The 15,180-nt window shown below is 72.4% G+C and carries 14 protein-coding genes and 1 pseudogene; 10 read left to right on the top strand and 5 right to left on the bottom strand.

The window, feature by feature from the left end; all coding sequences use genetic code 11:
* Positions 1 to 4 precede the first annotated feature (4 nt).
* Together VKA29_RS24530 and VKA29_RS24525 are read right to left on the bottom strand one after the other, a co-directional pair.
* Positions 5 to 991, bottom strand: a complete 987-nt coding sequence (locus tag VKA29_RS24530) for a pyridoxal-phosphate dependent enzyme (RefSeq protein ID WP_324788131.1) — start codon at positions 989 to 991, stop codon at positions 5 to 7.
* Entirely contained in the window at positions 988 to 1,677 is a 690-nt protein-coding gene (locus tag VKA29_RS24525) for a helix-turn-helix transcriptional regulator (protein ID WP_324788130.1), read from the bottom strand. The genes VKA29_RS24530 and VKA29_RS24525 overlap by 4 nt, the downstream gene beginning before the upstream one ends.
* 243 nt (positions 1,678 to 1,920) lie before the next feature.
* Here VKA29_RS24525 and VKA29_RS24520 point away from each other — a divergent pair.
* The 5 genes and pseudogenes from VKA29_RS24520 to VKA29_RS24500 form a co-directional block, all read left to right on the top strand.
* A pseudogene (locus VKA29_RS24520) lies at positions 1,921 to 2,352 on the top strand (MBL fold metallo-hydrolase); the annotation flags it as partial.
* A 1,006-nt stretch (positions 2,353 to 3,358) separates the two neighbouring features.
* Complete coding sequence (locus tag VKA29_RS24515) at positions 3,359 to 3,679, top strand: hypothetical protein (protein ID WP_324788129.1); 321 nt, start codon at positions 3,359 to 3,361, stop codon at positions 3,677 to 3,679.
* 153 nt (positions 3,680 to 3,832) lie between these two features.
* The gene (locus tag VKA29_RS24510) at positions 3,833 to 6,505 is read left to right on the top strand and encodes a LuxR C-terminal-related transcriptional regulator (protein WP_420718554.1); all 2,673 of its coding nucleotides are present in this window, start codon (positions 3,833 to 3,835) and stop codon (positions 6,503 to 6,505) included.
* Between the two features lie 181 nt (positions 6,506 to 6,686).
* Positions 6,687 to 8,330 carry an MFS transporter gene (locus tag VKA29_RS24505; RefSeq protein WP_324788127.1) on the top strand — a complete coding sequence of 548 codons (1,644 nt, stop codon included), beginning with the start codon at positions 6,687 to 6,689 and terminating at the stop codon, positions 8,328 to 8,330.
* Positions 8,331 to 8,486: 156 nt separating this feature from the next.
* Positions 8,487 to 8,684, top strand: a complete 198-nt coding sequence (locus tag VKA29_RS24500) for a hypothetical protein (RefSeq protein ID WP_324788126.1) — start codon at positions 8,487 to 8,489, stop codon at positions 8,682 to 8,684.
* 138 nt (positions 8,685 to 8,822) lie between these two features.
* On the opposite strand, the gene VKA29_RS24495 is transcribed toward VKA29_RS24500, so the two are convergent.
* Positions 8,823 to 9,179: a carboxymuconolactone decarboxylase gene (locus tag VKA29_RS24495; protein ID WP_324788125.1), complete on the bottom strand. Its 357-nt coding sequence runs from the start codon at positions 9,177 to 9,179 to the stop codon at positions 8,823 to 8,825.
* 274 nt (positions 9,180 to 9,453) lie between these two features.
* On the opposite strand from VKA29_RS24495, the gene VKA29_RS24490 reads away from it, so the two are divergent.
* The 3 genes from VKA29_RS24490 to VKA29_RS24480 all read left to right on the top strand — a co-directional run bounded on the left by VKA29_RS24490 (position 9,454) and on the right by VKA29_RS24480 (position 11,853).
* Positions 9,454 to 10,818 carry a hypothetical protein gene (locus VKA29_RS24490; protein WP_324788124.1) on the top strand — a complete coding sequence of 455 codons (1,365 nt, stop codon included), beginning with the start codon at positions 9,454 to 9,456 and terminating at the stop codon, positions 10,816 to 10,818.
* A gap of 133 nt (positions 10,819 to 10,951) precedes the next feature.
* Positions 10,952 to 11,377, top strand: coding sequence for an SHOCT domain-containing protein (locus VKA29_RS24485; protein ID WP_324788123.1), 426 nt, complete (start codon positions 10,952 to 10,954; stop codon positions 11,375 to 11,377).
* Between the two features lie 59 nt (positions 11,378 to 11,436).
* A complete protein-coding gene (locus VKA29_RS24480) occupies positions 11,437 to 11,853 on the top strand; it encodes a DUF7144 family membrane protein (protein ID WP_324788122.1) in 417 nt (138 codons plus the stop codon).
* Between the two features lie 174 nt (positions 11,854 to 12,027).
* Here the strand turns inward: VKA29_RS24480 and VKA29_RS24475 are convergent, their stop codons facing one another.
* Positions 12,028 to 12,858, bottom strand: coding sequence for a class II glutamine amidotransferase (locus VKA29_RS24475; protein WP_324788121.1), 831 nt, complete (start codon positions 12,856 to 12,858; stop codon positions 12,028 to 12,030).
* 236 nt (positions 12,859 to 13,094) lie between these two features.
* Here VKA29_RS24475 and VKA29_RS24470 point away from each other — a divergent pair, with 236 nt between their 5' ends.
* Positions 13,095 to 13,583, top strand: coding sequence for a hypothetical protein (locus tag VKA29_RS24470; RefSeq protein ID WP_324788120.1), 489 nt, complete (start codon positions 13,095 to 13,097; stop codon positions 13,581 to 13,583).
* Between the two features lie 19 nt (positions 13,584 to 13,602).
* Here the strand turns inward: VKA29_RS24470 and VKA29_RS24465 are convergent, their stop codons facing one another.
* The gene (locus tag VKA29_RS24465) at positions 13,603 to 14,568 is read right to left on the bottom strand and encodes a pirin family protein (RefSeq protein ID WP_324788119.1); all 966 of its coding nucleotides are present in this window, start codon (positions 14,566 to 14,568) and stop codon (positions 13,603 to 13,605) included.
* A 148-nt stretch (positions 14,569 to 14,716) separates the two neighbouring features.
* Here VKA29_RS24465 and VKA29_RS24460 point away from each other — a divergent pair, with 148 nt between their 5' ends.
* A complete protein-coding gene (locus tag VKA29_RS24460) occupies positions 14,717 to 15,064 on the top strand; it encodes a tetratricopeptide repeat protein (protein ID WP_324788118.1) in 348 nt (115 codons plus the stop codon).
* Positions 15,065 to 15,180: the final 116 nt, after the last annotated feature.

Here is a 15,180-nt window from a genome sequence, read left to right as displayed (position 1 = left end):
GCGCCTAGCCGGGCAGGGAGCCGCCGCCGCACAGCAGGGAGAAGCGGTCCGCGGCGACGTTGCCGCCGGAGAGGACCACCCCGACCCGGCGCGGCAGGGGGTCCGCGCGTCCGGTCAGCAGGGCGGCCAGCGGGGTGGCGCCGCTGGGTTCGAGGACGATCTTCAGGCGTTCGAACGCGAACCGCATCGCGTCCCGGATCTCGTCGTCGGACACCAGGACGACGGCGTCGACGAGGCGCCGGTTCACCGAGAACGTCAGCTCACCGGGGGTGTCGAGGACCTGCCCGTCGGCGATCGTGCGGGGCATCGGGATCCGGACGCGCCGACCGGCCTCCAGGGACCGCCTGGTGTCGTCCCCGGCCTCCGGTTCGACGCCGACGACGCGGATGCCGGGGTACCGCCCCTTGGCGGCCGTGGCGCTCCCGGCGATCAGTCCCCCGCCGCCGACGGGCACGATCAGCTCGTCCAACTCCCCTGATTCGTCAAGGAGTTCCAGCGCGGCCGTGCCCTGCCCCGCCATCACGTGGGGGTGGTCGTAGGGCGGGATGAGGGCGAGGCCCCGCTCGGCGGCCAGGGCCTCGGCGACGGCGGCACGGTCCTCGGTGTAGCGGTCGTAGGTCACGACCTCGGCGCCGTAGCCCTCGGTGGCGTCCCGCTTCGAGCGCGGCGCGTCCTCGGGCATGACGATGACGGCGGTGGTGCCGAGTTCGCGGGCGGCCAGGGCGACGGCCTGGGCGTGGTTGCCCGAGGAGTACGCGGCGATGCCCCGGGCCAGTTGCCCGGGGGTGAGCCGGGAGGCCGCGTTGTAGGCACCGCGGAACTTGAAGGCGCCCACCCGCTGGAAGTTCTCGCACTTGAGGTGGACCTCGGCGCCGACGAGCGCGTCGAGGGTGCGCGAGCGCAGCACGGGGGTGCGGTGGGCGACGCCGCTGAGCCGGGCGGCGGCTTCGCGGACGTCGTCGAAGGTGACCGGCGGGGTGGTGGTCGTCACGCGTGTCCTCCATCGGTGGTCGGGGCGTGGGCGGCGCGCGCCTGGGAGAGGTAGCTGTAGGCGGACGCGCGGGAGATGCCGAGGCGGGTGGCGACCTGCTCGACCGAGTGGCGCACGGCGAAGACGCCGTGCTCGTCCAGGCTGTGGAAGAGGTCCAGCCGCCCGGCGCGGTCGAGGCCCGCCCAGGCGCCGCCGCCGGCGGGGCGGTGGGCGTCCAGGACGGCCTCCACGACGGAGTCGATGTCGCCCGCGAAGGTGGTGACCGGTGGTTCCGGCGCGCCGCCGCCCGCACCGGCCAGCGCGCCGAGCAGCGCGTGGGCCTGCCGCACTGCGGTGATGTCGACGTTGAGGCACAGCGCGCCGAAGACGGCTCGCGTGGAGTCGCGCAGCAGGATCGTGGACGACTTGACGAGCGCTCCGGTCGGGGTACGGGTGACGTAGTTCAGTTCGTCCCGCGCGTCGTCGCCGCGCGCGATCATGCGCAGCCCGATCTCGCTCATCGCACCGCCCACCCGGCGTCCGGTCACCTCACCGGCCAGCGCGACGACCGACCGCTCCGGCCGCCGGTAGTCGTGCAGGACCGCCTCGCACACCGGCCCGAACGTCGCCGCCAGCCCGGCGACGACCGGGCGCAGCGCGGCGAGGACCGCGTCACGCTCCGCATCGAGGGCCTGGTCGGCCGCCATGAACGCTCCCCGTCCGTCGACGCTCCGGCCGGCCCTCCACCGCCCGGACACCTCTTCAGACTACACGTCCAACCTTTGGACGAAAAGTCCAATTCCCCTCGCCGTCCCCGCCCGTAGTGATCACGGGCCTCGCGGGTACGCCTCGTAGGACCGGAGGAAGAGCAGGACACCTCACAGGAAGGACGTTCCAAGCACACTCCAGCGGCGGACGGGGCGTCCTCCGACCCCTCGCGTACCGTCCTGATGCGGTACGGCGGGCTCACCCTGCTCACCGACCCCAACGTCCCGCACCGCGGCCAGTACGCCTACCTCGGTCACGGTCTGGTCAGCCGCCGTCTGACCGAACCGGCCGTCGACGTCGGCGACCTGCCGCGGCCCGACGGGATCGTCCTGTCGCATCTGCACGGCGACCACTGGGACCGCCGCGGCCGCAGGCACCTGGACCGTTGCGTGCCGGTGCTGACCACGCCGCACGCGGCACGCCGTCTCAGGGTCGTGCACCGCCTTCCCCGCACCGCGGGGCTGCGCACCTGGCAGGGGTTCACCCTCCGGCACGGCGACGTACAGGTCCGGGTGACGGCGCTGCCGGGCCGGCACGCCGGGCACCCCCTGGTTCGCGGGCTGCTGCCGCCGGTGATGGGCACCATGCCGGACGGCGGGCGAACGGCTGCTCGCCGAACTCGTCCAGGTCCGCCCCGTGCACGCCGTCATGCGTCAAGTAGAGCGCCCTCAGCTCCGGCGGCAGGACACAGCCAAGGACACGCTCGCTCTGCGCGATCTGCTCAAATGTGGCGGGCGCGCGCAGCAAACCGTGCGACCGCGGCGCGTACTTCTGAAGCCACCCCTCAATGCGCCGCCACGCCGCCTCCGCTCGAACCTGCTCACTCATGCGATGCCGTCACTCCTGCTCCCTCGGAAGCGTTGAGCGACCCCGCCCTATCCATCCGCCCCGTGGTACGAGGGATCACACGCGACTGCGACAGCCGTGCGCGGCACAGAGTCGGTCGGGGGCGCGGCAGTAGGTGTCCAATCGCATGGCAGCGAGGGACGAACCTCGGCCTGGTCCGCCGTCGGAATCGGGTCCGGTGCATGCCGCGTATCGGCATTGAGAGCCTCTGTCGCGACGTACCCGGCCACGCTCATCATCAGAGCCACCGCGACAAACACCTGCATCGCCCGGCACACCGACATCCCCCAGTCCCACAACCGGCCGGGCCGTCCAACCCCTCGGCACAGCCCCTCTGCCACAGCGCACGACCCTATCGCCTCAATCGGAACGCGTACCAAGGGGATCTCACACCGTCCGGAAACGCGTGGGTGGGCCGGCCCGGCCTGTCGCACGGAAGTCATGAACGGGCATCAAGACGCACGGGACGGGACGCTCAACCGCGTCCATGACCACGGTCATCGGCGGCCAGCGGGAGCACACTGCAGAAATCGCCACAGGGGTCCCATGCCTGTGTAGTTGCGGCGGCCTCGACGACGGCATCCGGCAACGAGCCTCTGATCTCACCTGCGTGTGCAGTCCCCCTTGCACGTACCCCCGGCCGGCCGAAGACCAATCGCTTGGTACGACGCCTACGAGGGCGCATGACGCCAGACGCCCGACCGGCGGCTTCCAGAGGGTCGGACAACCGTTTGGGCCCCGGCCAGGACCCGGCTGTACGTTTCGGGCGACACCGTGGTGTACGACGGTCTCGACGAGATCGCCCGGCGCTTTCCCGCCGCCGACCTGGCCGTGCTCCACCTCGGGGGCACCCGCCTGCCCGGCGGCTTCGTGGTGACCATGGACGGCGCGCAGGGAGCGGCACTGGCCCGGCGCCTGGACCCCCGGGCGATCCTGCCGGTCCACTACGGCGACTACACGGTGATGCGCTCCCCGCTGGAGGCGTTCCTCGCCGAGATCGACGCGGTCGGCCTGAGCGACCGCCTGGTCCACTGCCGGCACGGACAGCGCGCGCGGATCACCACGACCGCCGGGACGGCACCGTCGGTCTCCTGAGCCCGGCCGAGGCCGGCCGACGGGGCCGGAGCCGCCGCGGATGCGCCCGGCCGGGCCCCCCGGGTACCCGGCAGGGGCCGATGGGCCCGGTGTGACAAGCGGCCCCAGGGGAATTGAGTCCTTGAGGGGAGGGCCCGACCCGGCAAGACGGTGGTGAGCGTCGTGACAGCAAGCGACGGAACCCTGCACGAATCTGCCGCCCCGTGCGTCGATCCACTGGGCGATCCATTTCTGCGGACACGTTTCGCGCTGCCGGTGCGACCCGCGACGTTCCTGCGGCGGGAGCGGCTGGTCAGGCATCTCGGGCAAGCACTGCTGACACCGCTGACGATGGTCAACGGTTCCGCCGGGGCCGGCAAGACCCTGTCGGTCGCGGACTGGGCCTCGGGCCTCGGGCAGCCGGTCGCCTGGCTGACCCTCGACGCGGCCGTCCAGAGCCCCGGGATGTTCTGGGCGCATCTGCTCCAGGCGCTGCGCACGGCCGGTGCGCCGGTGCCCGGTGAGATCGGCTTCCCCGCCGACGCCGGTCAGGTGAACCACACACTGCTGACCCGGCTGGCCGCGGAGCTCGGCACCCGGGACCGGCCGGTGACCGTGGTGCTCGACGAGTTCGACCGGATGACCGCGCCGGAGATCTCGCAGCAGCTGGAGTTCGTCCTGCGCCATGCCGGGCCGGGGCTGCGTCTGGTCCTCGTCACGCGGACCGAGCCGCTGCTGCCGCTGCACCGCTACCGGGCAGCCGGTGAGATGACCGAGATCCGGGACGCCGAGCTGGCCTTCACACCGGAGGAGGCGGCCGCGTTGCTGGAACTGCACGGTCTGCGCCTGTCCGTGCGGGCGGCACGCGACCTGGTGGACCGCACCCGGGGGTGGGCGGCCGGTGTGCGGCTGTGTGCCCTGGCCGCGCAGCGCAGCCCGGACCCGGAGGCCTACCTCAAGGAGTTCGAGGCCGGCCACAGCACGGTCGCCGACTTCCTGCTGGCCGAGGTGCTCAAGCGGCAGCCGGACCAGACCCAGGACCTCCTGCTGCGCGTCAGTGTCCTGAACCGCTTCCGGGCCGATCTGGCGAACGCCCTGACCGGACGGGACGACGCCGAGCCGATCCTCGCCGGACTGCACCGCGAGAACGCCTTCGTCGAGGACCTCGGGCACGGCTGGTACCGGCTGCACCCGCTGTTCCGGGAGATCCTCGGGGCCCACCTCCGCGAGCGATCGCCGGGACTGGAGCCGGAGCTGCACCGGCGGGCCGCGCACTGGCTGCGGCGGTCCGGTTCCCTTCCGGAGATGCTGTCCCACGGCGCCGCCGCCGGGGACTGGGAGTTCACCTCCCGCGCGCTGGTCGACGATCTGGCGATCGGGCAGTTGTTCACCGGCCTGCGCTCCGAGGACCTGGCCGCGCTGTTCGCCGGGCTGGAGCCCGGGACGACGAGCCTCGCCACGGACCTGGTCCGTGCGGCGCGTGACCTGTCCCGGTCCGACCTGGACCGGGGTCTGGTCCACCTCCGGCACGCCGAGCGGCGGCTGCCCGCCGGGACGTCCGAGCCCGCGCCCGCCCGGCTGAGCTGCGCCCTGCTGGAGGCCCTGGCGGCGCGGCTGGCCGGTTCCCCGGACCGTGCCGAACAGGCCGCCGACGTGGCCCGGGAACTGCAGCGGGAGGTCCCCGCCGATCTGCTGGACAGGCACCCGGAACTTCCCGCGCTGCTGCTGACCCACCTGGGCTCCGCCCGGCTGTGGGCCGGACGTTTCGCCGAGGCACGAACCGCGCTCGACGCGGCGGCCCGCAGTCCGGGCGGCGCCGCCACGGCACTCGCGCGCAAGGAGTCGCTGGAGCACCTCGCGCTCATGGACTACCTCGACGGGTGGCCGGGCAGGGCGGAACGCAAGGTCTTCACGGCGATGACCGAGACGGAGCGGTTCGGCCTGCCCCAGCCGTCCGGCTGCGGACTCGGACAGCTCGTGCTGGCCGCGGTGGCCGTCGACCGGAACGACCTGGGCCAGGCCGAGGCCCTCCTCGGGCAGGCGTCCGAGTCGGCGGCACCGGACCCCGTCACGGCCGCGGGCCGGTCCATCGCGACGGCCCGCCTGCTTCTCGCCCGGGGCCGGGCGCGCGCCGCGCTGGCTGCCACGGACGCGGCCGTTCCCGCCGACGTGGACTCGCCCTGGGCGAGGAGCCAGGCCGCGCTGATCGCCTCGTCCGTCCAACTGGCCGAAGGACGCCCGCAGGCGGCCGCCGAAACACTGGAACAGGTGGCCGCCGGGCAGCCGACGTGCGCCGTGGGCGCGGCGCGGGCCCGTCTCGCCGCGGGCGACCGGCACGCGGCCCTCCGCCTCCTCGACGACGTGACGGCCCGAGGGAGCAGCGGACCGGCGGTGCTCGTCCGCGCCACGCTGGTGCGGGCTCAGGCCGCGAACGCGGCAGGCGACGTCGCCACCGCCCGCCGCCTTGTCGCCCGGGCGCTCACGGAAGCCCGGCGTGAGAAGCTGCGGCGTCCCTTCGTGGAGGCCGGAGCCTGGGCCGGTCCCCTGCTCGCCGGGGCTCCGCTGCACGCCCTGGCAGCGGGCTGGCTCCTGCCGGCAGCCGCCGCCCGAGACCGGTCGCTCCCCCCGGAGACCGGAGCCGCTCCGGTGCTGGTGGAGCAGCTGAGCGCACGGGAGCGTGATGTCCTCCGGCGGCTCGCCCAGACGATGTCGGCCGAGGAGATCGCCGCCGACCTGTACGTGTCGGTGAACACGGTCAAGACGCACCTCAAGAGCGTCTACCGGAAGCTGTCGGTGAACCGGCGCGGCGACGCCGTACGACGGGCACGCGAACTGCGCCTGCTGTGACCGTCCGCGGGGCGCCACGGCCGCCGCCCGGCTCAGGGCCCGTCGCCCCCGGCGCTCTCCCCCGTGGCGGGTGAGGTGCCAGGGGCGACGGGCGCGGTGCCATGGAGGCGGCGGCGAGCTCGAGGGCCGCGGCCCGGGTGCGGATGCCGGCGGGCAGGGCCGACTCGGCGAGGTGGACACCGTGAAACACTGGCGCGCTCTGATCGTCCTGGGGACGGCCCAGTTCCTGATGGTGCTCGACACCTCCGTCATGAACGTCTCCATCAGTCAGCTGGTCCACGACTTCGACACCGAGGTCACCGCCATCCAGGCCGTCATCACGCTGTACGCGCTGGTCATGGCCGCCTTCATGATCGTGGGCGGCCGTTTCGGGGACATCCTGGGACGCCGTCGCGTCTTCCTGCTGGGTATGGCCGTCTACGGAACCGGTTCGGCCGTGACCGCCGTCGCGCCCACCCTGTGGGTGCTGGCACTGGGCTGGTCGATCGTCGAAGGGCTCGGCGCCGCCCTGGTGCTGCCGTCCATGGCGGCTCTCGTCGCCGAGTCCTACCGCGACCGGGACCGCTCCGTCGCCTACGGCGTCATCGGTGGTCTGGCCGGTGCCGGCATCGCGGTGGGTCCGCTGCTGGGCGGCTGGGTGACGACCTATCTCACCTGGCGTCTGGTGTTCGCGGGCGAGGTGCTGGTGGTGGTCGCCGTGCTGTGCTTCCGGAAGGCGATCGCGGAAGGCGCCCCCAGCGGCCGGCGCCCCGGACTGGACGTCGTCGGCGCCGTGCTGTCGGCGGCCGGGCTCGGGCTGGGCGTGCTCGGCGTGTTGCAGAGCAGTTCGTGGGGGTGGCTGCAGCCCCGCAATCCGCCGTTCACGGTCCTCGGCTTCGCCCCCACGCTCTTCGTGATCACGGCCGGGGTGATCCTCCTCGCCCTCTTCCGGGCCTGGGAAAGGCGCCGGGAGGCCCGCGGTGCCGACCCGCTGGTGCACCTGTCCCTGTTCGGCAGACCGCCGCTGCGTTCGGGGCTGATGACGCTGCTGAGCCAGAACCTCATCCTCCTGGGCCTGTTCTTCACCATTCCGCTGTATCTGCAGGTGGTGCAGGGATTCGACGCCTTCCAGACGGGACTGCGGCTGCTGCCGGTCTCCGCGACGATGCTGGTGGCCTCCCTCGGCGCCGCCCGGCTCGGGAGGTCGATGGGACCCCGACGGGTGGTCCGCCTGGCGCTGCTGACGCTGATGGCGGCTGTCGTGTGGCTGCTGGCCACCATCGACCCGGTCATCGACGACGCGCAGTTCTTCGGGGCCATGGCGCTCCTCGGCATCGGCATGGGTCTGCTCGCCTCGCAACTCGGCAACGTCGTGCAGTCCAGCGCCGGTGAGGAGGAGCGCAGCGAAGTCGGCGGGCTGCAGTTCACCGCCCAGAACCTGGGCTCCGCGCTGGGCACCGCTCTCATCGGGTCCCTCCTGATCGGTGCCCTGGCCCAGGCCTTCACCACGCATGTCGAGGACGACCCCCGTGTGTCGGACGAGGCACGCCGGCACACCGGCATCGCCCTTGAGGCCGGGGTCAGTTTCGTCTCCACCGACCAGGTCCGTTCGGCTGCCGAGCAGGTCGGACTGCCCCCTTCCGAGGTGAAGGCCGTCACCGACTCCTACGCCTCGGCCCAGCTCGACGGCCTGCGGGCGGCCGTCCTCGCGACCGGGGGCATCACCCTCGCCAGCTTCCTGATCACCCGGGACCTGCCCACCGGCGGCACGGCCCGGGGCGCAGCGGAGCCGGCTGCCTCCGAGGACGCCGTCGGTGAGCGCTCGGAGCGGGGACGGAGGCGGTGATGTCCCGGCCGGCGCGGCGCTCCCTCGACGGTGTTCGTTCCACCGGCCGGGCGCCCTGCTCACCTCCGCAGGGTGAGGCCGCGCTGCGCCCCCGCGGCGGACCATCGGTACATAGGCGGTTGGCCTGGCGGAAAGTCGCCCGCGGGAGAGCAGCCCATGCAGTATGAGATCCGCGTCGACGGGCATATGTCGGAGACGTTGACCAGCGCTTTTCCCGAGCTGGAGCACGTGGTGATCTCCGGCCAGACGGTGCTGTTCGGGCCGCTCGTGGACGAGGCGCACCTGTACGGTCTGCTGGCCCGTTTCCAGTCGCTGGGGCTGCACGTGGTGGAACTGCGGCGGCTGCCGGAGTGACGCGGGCGCGGAGCGGACCAGCGCAGCGGAACGGTGCAGCGGAGCGCCGGTGTCACGAGGGGACCTCGTGACACCGGCGCGGTGATCGGCCGTCGGGACGGTCACGCCCCAGGGTGACGGCCCCGTCCGCCGGTCGGATCAGGAACCGCTCCGGCTCTGGGCCTCGGCTCGCGCGATGGTCTCGGCCTCGCCCTCGGCCAGCCCGATCGCGACACCGTACGCCTGGGCGATGTGGCCCGCGGCCGACATGACGCGCGCGGTCCCCACCACAGGCGCGATCGCGACGAGCAGGTCCTGCAACTGCTCGATCGTGAAGTCCGCCTTGAACGCCGGGTCGACGTGGGCCAGGTACGAGATGGCCGGCGCGTCCATGGCGACCAGAGCGGCGATGCGGGTGAGGACGACCGACCGCTCGTCCATGTTGCAGCGCTCCATGGCGTCGATGGTCATGGCGGCGAGCGTGTCGAGAACGGGGGCGTCGGATGCAGTGGCCATGGTGAACCGCCTCTCGGTGCTGTAGGGGAGGGCGAACCGCCACCCGCCTGACGCGGGTCCCCGGTGCCCCGGCGATCCGGTCTCAGCCTAGGCGCACCCGCCGGGCCCCGCGCGCGGAACCGGCCGGCGCCGGCCGCGACGCTTTTCACCCGCAGGGGGTGACCCGCACCCGAGCGGGGCGCGGTGACGCTGGCCCGGTGTGGTCCCCGGCCCGGCGGGCCGGACTCCCGCACGGACCCCGGCGGCTGCGGCCACCAGCGACCGAGGAGACTCCATGGGGACGACCAACGCTTCCGCATCCCCGGGCCCCGGCGGTGACGAGGGCGGCCGGTACGTCATGACCGGCGACGAACACGCCGAATACGAACGGCTCCGCCGAGCCGCCGCCGCACGCCACCGCGTGGCGCGCCGGGCCGGGGCCTCGGTCCTGCTCCTGCTGGCTCTGTTGCTGGCCCCGGTGGCGGTCGTCGCGGCCTGGGTGCACGACGAGGTCACCGACACCGACCGGTACGTGCAGACGGTCGCACCGCTGGCGTCCGATCCGGCCGTGCAGAAGGCGGTCACCGACCGGCTGACCGAACGGGTGGTCGCCAATGTGGACGTGGAGGCGGTGACGGCGTCGCTGAGCAACGCGCTGGCCGACGCCGGGGCCCCGCCGGCCGTGGTGGACCGTTCGAAGGCCCTCGCCGGGCCGCTGCGCGCCGCCGTCACCGACGTCGTGCACCGCACCGTCAGCCGCGTCGTCACCAGCGACGCCTTCCAGCAGGCGTGGGAGGTGTCCAACCGGCGCGCCCACGCGGCGGTGGTGAACATGCTCACCGGCGAGAACAAGGGCGCCCTCCGCGCCCAGGGCGACACGGTCGTGCTCGACCTCGGCACGGTGGTCGACCAGGTCAAACAGCGTCTCGTCGACGCGGGCTTCGAGAAGGCCACCGCGATCCCCGCGCCCGACCGGCAGATCGTCCTCTTCCAGGCCGACAGACTGTCCGAGGCGCAGGCCGGCATGCGGCTGCTGGACGTCGTCGGCAGCTGGCTTCCCGTGCTCACCGTCGTGCTCGCCGCCCTCGCCGTCTGGACCGCCCCGGCCCACCGGCTGATGCTGCTGGTGACCGCGACGGGCGTCGGCGTCATGATGGTCCTGCTGCTCGTCGCGCTGGCCGTCTTCCGCCGCGTCTACCTGGACGCCGTACCCCCGACGGCGCTTCCCCCCGACGCGGCCGCGACGATCTACGACACCTTCGTCCGCTTCCTGCGCGACAGCACCCGCACCCTGCTGGTCGTCGCCGTGATCACGGCGCTGGCCGCATACCTGTACGGCCCGGGGCGCGCGGCCCGTGCCGTGCGCTCCGTGGCGGGGCGCGGCACCACCGGCGCCGGCCGTGCGCTGCGCCGCACCGGGCTGCGGACCGGCCCGGCCGGGCGGTGGCTGGACGCCCACCGGGCGTGGACCACCGGCGCGGTCGTCACGGCCGGAGTCCTGGTGCTGGTGTTGTGGAACCACCCCACCGTCGGGGCCGTGGCCCTGGTCCTCGGCCTGGTCCTGGTGGCCATGACCGTCCTGGCCGTGCTCGCCGCCACGGCGGAGACCGCCCCGGGCGCGCCGTCGCCGGCCGGTGAACCGGGCCGGGCCGGGCCGTGAGCCGACACGTCCTCCCGGCGGCACGCTCACCCGTCCCGGGTGAGGCCCCCGGGGACTGGCGTGCGCACGCTGAAGGTGAAAAGGGAACGGCTTGGGGCATACGGGGCAACCGAGCCCGGGACGGAGCAGAGAAATGGGCACAACGACGTATCTCGCCTACGACTATCCGCTGCTGAGCGCGTTCTGGACCCTCCTGTGGTTCTTCCTGTGGATCATGTGGTTCGTCCTGCTCTTCCGGATCATCGTCGACATCTTCCGCGACGACACCCTCGGCGGCTGGGGCAAGGCCGGCTGGCTGGTGTTCGCCATCGTGCTGCCGTTCCTCGGCGTGCTGGTGTACGTCATCGCCCGGGGGAAGACGATGGGCCGGCGAGAGATCGAGCACGTCCAGAAACAGCAGGAGGCCTTCAACGCCTACGTCCGTGAGACCGCGGCCGGCGGCCAGCCGAGCAAGGCCGACGAACTCGCCAAGCTCTCCGAGATCCGGGCCCGCGGTGACATCTCCGACGAGGAGTTCCGCCGGGCCAAGGACCTCGTACTGACCGGGCACAGCTCCTGACGCCTTCCGGCACCGCCGCGTCCCGTCACCGAGCACAGTCAAGGAAACGAGGCAGAACGATGACCGCCACTCATGCGCCGCAGGCGCACAGCACGAAGTACGCGTGGGCCGCGGGCCTGATGGTGTTCGCTGCCGTGATGCTCACGATCCTGGGCGTACTCGACGTCTTCCGCGGCATCATGGCGATCGCCCAGGACGACGTCTTCCTCGCCACCCGCAACTACGTCTTCGAGTTCGACCTCACCGGCTGGGGCTGGGTCCACCTGATCCTGGGCGCGGTCGCCGTGATCGTCAGCATCGGGCTGTACACGGCGGCGACCTGGGCGAGGGTGGCCGGCGTGGCCATCGCCGGGCTGGTCATCATCTCCAACTTCCTGTCCCTGCCGTACTACCCGGTGTGGTCCGTCATCATGATCGCGATGTCCGGGTTCATCATCTGGGCCCTGTGCGTGGCACGGAAGGAAGATTTCGCCTGATCCCCCTCGACCGCGCGCCTCGGGGCGACAGACAGGTCACACAGCGCCGGACGCTTTCCGGGCGGGTGAAACCCCGCCCCCGGAAGGTGTCCGGCGTCCGGCGGCCACCCCGGCAGCCCGGAAGGCGTCCGGCGGCCGCCCCGGCAGCACCGGAAGGCGTCCGGCGGGCGGCCGTCACGGCTGCGGCCGGAACGCCCGGAGTTCGTCTCCGCCCGGCTGGACGATGCCGTAGGTGCTCTCGGGCACCTCGTTCCAGGCGCCGGGGAAGTCTCCGAGAGGCTCGGAGACGATGAGGCGGGCCGTGTCCGGGAGGTCCCTCAGGTACTCGGTCTCCGGACGGCGCGACCGCAGGGCACCCACCCTGGTGCTGTAGTACAGCGAGCGCGAGGCGCCCTCGCTCGAGTACCGGAAGGCCCACAGCCGCTCACCGTCCGCCACCGCCACGGTCATCTGCAGGGGGTGGCGCACCCCGTACGCGTGCCCGGTCCGCTCGATGAAACCTGCCATGCGCTCCACGGCGCCGGGCGGATCGTCCGTGAGACCGAACGTGAGGGAGAGGAAGAACATCAGCTCGGAGTCGGTGGAACCCTCGATATCGCTGTAGAGGGCGGGATCGACGGCCAGAGCCAGATCACGCCGGAGCCGGGCGAATTCACCGATGGATCCGTTGTGCATCCAGAGCCAGCGCCCCTTTCGGAAAGGATGGCAATTGCTCTGCTGCACGGCCGTGCCGGTGGTGGCCCGGATATGAGCGAAGAAAAGACCCGAACACACGTGATGGGCGACCTCTTGCAGATTCTGGTTGTTCCAGGCCGGACCCACGTCCCGCAGAACCCCCGGCGTGGGCAGATCCTGGGCGTACCAGCCGATTCCGAATCCGTCACCATTGGTGGTCTCCACCCCGAGACGGGAGCGGAGGCTCTGATCGATCAGATTGTGTTTCGGTTCGAACAGGATTCTGCTGAGAAGGACGGGTGTTCCCGAATAGGCGATCCAGCGGCACATGATGCTCCGCCCTCCCGAAAGGAAATAGGAGATCGCGAGTCGGGCCAGGGGCGCCCACCCACCAGTATGCACGCGGCTCGCCGCCGTGTATTTTCCGCGGCCCGCGCTGCGTGAGCGCCCCTTGATCTGTTCGGGTGAACGACCGGCCCGTGCCCGCTGCCCGGCGTGCGGGTGGGGAACAGACGCCTTTGACTGAGGCGGACACTTCCGGTTTTCGCGGACCCTCTGGAGGCGGCATGGCAGGGCGGCGCTGGACGCGCGACGCGGCGGGGGCGGCTCTGGCGGCGCTGGCCCTGACCACGACGGCCGCGTGCTCGGACGACTCCGGGACCCCCTCGTCCACCGGGAGCGACGCGGTCTCGGCCGCCTCCTCACTCGCTTCCGAGGCATCCGACGTGCTGGCCTCGGCCACGGCGGAGGCGAAGCGGCAACTGAACGAGGTCAAGAACGGTGTCGACGCGCGGGACGAGGTCAAGATCGGCCGTGTCACCACCGACAGCGAGGGGCGCGCGACGGCGACCGTGACCGCGCACAACACCGCCGACGCCACCAAGTCCTTCGCCGTACAGGTCAACTTCAGGGACACCGGCGGCAACCTGCTCGACACGGTCGTCCTGACCATCGACGACGTGGTGGCCGGCAAGTCCGCCGAGGGCACCGCGCGCAGCAACCGGAAACTCTCCGGCCAGCTCCGGGCCGAGATCGCGGTGGCACTCCGCTACTAGAGGCGGGACGGCACCCGGGTCAGCGCACCCTTCCTCGCGGCTTGAGCGGCGTCGTCGGCAGTTGCGGGGCCGGCAGCGGGTCGCCGTCGTAGCCCCTGACCACCCCGAATCTCGAGCCTTCCATCCAGTCCCGGCGGGCCTGTGCGATCTCCTCCTGGGACCGCCCGATCCAGTTCCAGAACATGATCAGCTCCTCCTCGAACGGCTCGCCCCCCAGCAGCATCAGGCCGGCCTCCGACTCGGCGCGCAGCGGGAGTTCGGTGCGGCCGCAGCCGAGGTAGAGCATCGAGCCCGGCAGGACCGGCACACCGTCGACGTGCGCCTCGCCGGACATGGACAGCACGGCGTACTCGAAGTCGGGCTCCAGCGGGAGGCGTGCCTCGGCGCCGCGGGCGAGGGCCAGGTCCGCGCCGACGATCGGGGTGTACGTGGTGCCGGGCGAGGTCGCGCCGTCGAGGTCGCCGAGGATCAGCGTGGCCGTCAGGCCGGGCGCGGTCACGACCGGCAGGTCCGCGTGATGTTCGAAGCGGGGGTCGGTGTGACGGTGGCCGTCCGGCAGGGCGACCCACAACTGCGCGCCGTGCAGGAAGCGGGCGTGCGCCTTGGGGCTCTCCTCGGAGTGGCTGATGGCCCGGCCGGAGGTCATCAGCCCCAGCTCGCGCGGGCGGATCGTCTGCAGGCTGCCGGTCGAGTCGCGGTGCAGCACCTCCCCCTCGTGCAGCCAGCTGACGGTCTGCAGGCCCATGTGCGGGTGCGGCGGCACCTGCATGCCGGGCTCGTCGGCGATGTCGTCGGGGCCGTAGTGATCGACGAAGCACCAGGCGCCGACCATGCGGCGGCCCAGGTTGGGCAGCAGGCGGCGGACCTCGGAGGACTCACCGAGCTTGACCCGGCGAGGGCTGAGGAGTTCACGCACCGGCTCCGCCACGACGAAACCCCGGCCACCGCACGGGGCGGGAACCGCCTCGCGATCAAGATTGCTCATGCGGCCAACCTAACCCCGTCCGCGGGCGCGCGTCAGTCCCCCACCGGGGGTGATCCGCGCCGGACCGGCGGAGCGCGGCCGCCAGGGCCGGATGGTGGAATATTCAACCTCCGGGTGTCGTTGTCAGCCGTGTCGAAGGAGGTCTCTGGTGGAGACGACGTACTACAGCCACGGAACACCCGCGGAGCGCTGGGAGCGCGCCCGGATGTTCTTCGACGCCAGGAACTACACCGCCGCGGCGCGCGTGCTGGCCACGCTGGTCGAGGAGGTGCCGGAGCAGACCGGACCGCGGCTGCTGCTGGCGCGGGCCTACTACCACTCTGCCCAGCTCAGGCGCGCGGAGGCCGAGTTGCGCGTCATCGTCGAACGCGACCCGGTGGAGCACTACGCCCGGCTGATGCTCGGCCGGACGCTGCAGCGGCAGGGGCGGCACGAGGAGGCGGCGTCGCACCTGCGCGTCGCCGCGGCGCTCGCGGGGGACTTCACAGAGATCTGAGCCGCGGATCGCAGGGCGGGGCGGGGGCGGTTCCCCGGATGCTTGGGCATCTGGTCGACCGTGGAGGCGGTGAAGAGGCTGCGGGTGCCGAGGCCGGCCAGCAGGAGCGGGGGGTA

It is taken from the genome of Streptomyces sp. H51 (genome assembly GCF_035656535.1).
In the GTDB taxonomy this organism is placed as follows: Bacteria; Actinomycetota; Actinomycetes; order Streptomycetales; family Streptomycetaceae; genus Streptomyces.
Note: the sequence above shows the minus strand (reverse complement) of the source record. Positions and strands in the feature narration are given on the sequence as shown.

What these genes read in the sequence shown, in the direction of transcription:
- VKA29_RS24500 (WP_324788126.1), top strand. Translation starts at nt 8,487, where the DNA reads ATGCAGTATGAGATCCGCGTCGACGGGCATATGTCGGAGACGTTGACC.
- VKA29_RS24480 (WP_324788122.1), top strand. Translation starts at nt 11,437, where the DNA reads ATGACCGCCACTCATGCGCCGCAGGCGCACAGCACGAAGTACGCGTGG.
- VKA29_RS24485 (WP_324788123.1), top strand. Translation starts at nt 10,952, where the DNA reads ATGGGCACAACGACGTATCTCGCCTACGACTATCCGCTGCTGAGCGCG.
- VKA29_RS24470 (WP_324788120.1), top strand. Translation starts at nt 13,095, where the DNA reads ATGGCAGGGCGGCGCTGGACGCGCGACGCGGCGGGGGCGGCTCTGGCG.
- VKA29_RS24495 (WP_324788125.1), bottom strand. Translation starts at nt 9,179, where the DNA reads ATGGCCACTGCATCCGACGCCCCCGTTCTCGACACGCTCGCCGCCATG.
- VKA29_RS24475 (WP_324788121.1), bottom strand. Translation starts at nt 12,858, where the DNA reads ATGTGCCGCTGGATCGCCTATTCGGGAACACCCGTCCTTCTCAGCAGA.
- VKA29_RS24525 (WP_324788130.1), bottom strand. Translation starts at nt 1,677, where the DNA reads ATGGCGGCCGACCAGGCCCTCGATGCGGAGCGTGACGCGGTCCTCGCC.
- VKA29_RS24490 (WP_324788124.1), top strand. Translation starts at nt 9,454, where the DNA reads ATGGGGACGACCAACGCTTCCGCATCCCCGGGCCCCGGCGGTGACGAG.
- VKA29_RS24465 (WP_324788119.1), bottom strand. Translation starts at nt 14,568, where the DNA reads ATGAGCAATCTTGATCGCGAGGCGGTTCCCGCCCCGTGCGGTGGCCGG.